The sequence below is a fragment of the Bradyrhizobium sp. Leo170 genome, from assembly GCF_004296405.1.
Classification (GTDB): Bacteria; Pseudomonadota; Alphaproteobacteria; order Rhizobiales; family Xanthobacteraceae; genus Bradyrhizobium.
Genome location: NZ_PSRR01000671.1, coordinates 1 through 1,749 on the forward strand (window position 1 = coordinate 1; position 1,749 = coordinate 1,749).

Annotated in this window: 1 protein-coding gene and 1 pseudogene; both read left to right on the forward strand. The window is 61.9% G+C overall.

Translation table 11 applies throughout. The features are described 5' to 3' along the window. A pseudogene (locus CWO89_RS43870) lies at window positions 1-681 on the forward strand (DNA primase); the annotation flags it as partial. Window positions 682-1,035: 354 nt separating this feature from the next. After that, window positions 1,036-1,749: RNA polymerase sigma factor region1.1 domain-containing protein (locus tag CWO89_RS43875; protein WP_283813593.1), on the forward strand; the 714-nt coding region annotated here is incomplete at its 3' end.

Consider the following 1,749-nt stretch of genomic DNA (forward strand, 5'->3'; position numbering starts at 1 on the left):
CCAAAGGCGGCGAACTCACCCCGCCGTTTCACCCCTCGCGCCCCGGGCGGCAGCCGATTCGGCCCGCCAGCCGGCCAGACCCAGGGGCTTCTCCGCGGCCCCTACCAGGCGGCGAGCCCGCAGCTCGCCAACAGCCCGATCATGCGCGGCCAGCGCAGCGCGCTGTCCCGCCGCGAGGCCCTGATCCTGCAGACCCTGATCAACCATCCCTGGCTATTGCACGAGCATCTGGAGGAGGTCGCGGCTCTCGAGCTCGCCTACCCTGAGGCCCACAAGCTCCGTGCCGGCATCATCGCCGCCTTCGCTAACGACCACCACCATTCTCCCGATGAGGAAGAGCAGGCCGAAAAAATGCGGGCCGACCTCGATGCGGGCGGATTTTCACAAATTCTTCAAAGGGTTGAGCGGGCGATCACGACCCAGGCGGTGTGGGGCGTCAAAGTCGGCGCCGCACGCGAGGATGTTCTTTCCACCTGGCGGCAACTCGTTGCCTTGCATCAGAAAACACATGCATTACTTAGGGAAAAGAAGGACGCCGAGGAGGCTTACGCCGAAGATTCCAGCGAGGCGAACTGGGCGTGGCTGCGGGACATCCAGGCACGAATGGCAGAAGCCGACGGCACTGAGGCCCTGATCGAGGGATTTGGTGAGCTGTCGGGCCGGTTCCAGCGCAGCGTGTGATGAAAGAATCATGCGGACGGTTCGGGCCGGGCCCGCAAAAAGACTCGCCAAATCCATGGTTTGGCTGCAAAAACAGGGTTAAGCGAAACTTAATAGGCACACCCTTATTAGGTGTGCAGACCGTCAGGGCGGACTAATGCGGAATTATGGGGTGGCGACATGTTGCGCCGCCCTTTCCGTATCATGAGTATGGTCGGGGAGGACGTAACGGTTTTCCTGATCCTGCTCAAGCGAAGAGATTGAGTGCGAATGCTTCTACAATGGGAAGCTGTCGCGCTTGTGACGTCAGTGGATCATGAGAGGCGCGCGTCGTAACGCCGGCCTCACGTGAAGCGCGTTTCGGGAGCTTGATGAATGGCCACCAAGGCAAAGACGCTGCAGGTTAAGGACAAGGAAAAAGACGACAAGGCAGCGGATGCCCCCGAGAAGGAACAGGCGGATGCGCCGTCGCCCTTGCTTGACCTCTCGGATGCTGCCGTCAAGAAGATGATCAAGCAGGCCAAGAAGCGCGGCTTCGTGACCTTCGATCAGCTCAACGAAGTGCTTCCCTCCGACACCACCTCGCCGGAGCAGATCGAGGACATCATGTCGATGCTCTCGGACATGGGCATCAACGTCACCGAGGCCGACGACGTCGACGGCGAAGAAGAGGACAAGGACACCGACGACGAGACCGACAACGAGCTTGTAGAGGTCACGCAGAAGGCCGTCACCGAGGTCAAGAAATCCGAGCCGGGCGAGCGCACCGACGATCCCGTGCGCATGTACCTGCGCGAGATGGGCACCGTCGAGCTGCTCTCTCGCGAGGGCGAAATCGCGATTGCAAAACGCATCGAGGCCGGCCGCGAGGCGATGATCGCAGGCCTCTGCGAAAGCCCGCTGACCTTCCAGGCCATCATCATCTGGCGCGACGAACTCAACGAAGGCAAAATCTTCCTTCGCGACATCATCGATCTCGAAGCCACCTATGCCGGCCCTGACGCCAAGGGCGCCATGAACACGGCGATGATCGCGGGGCCGGTCGCTGACGGCGCGTCCGCCGCCGAGGGCGGGGAAGTGACCGGGCAG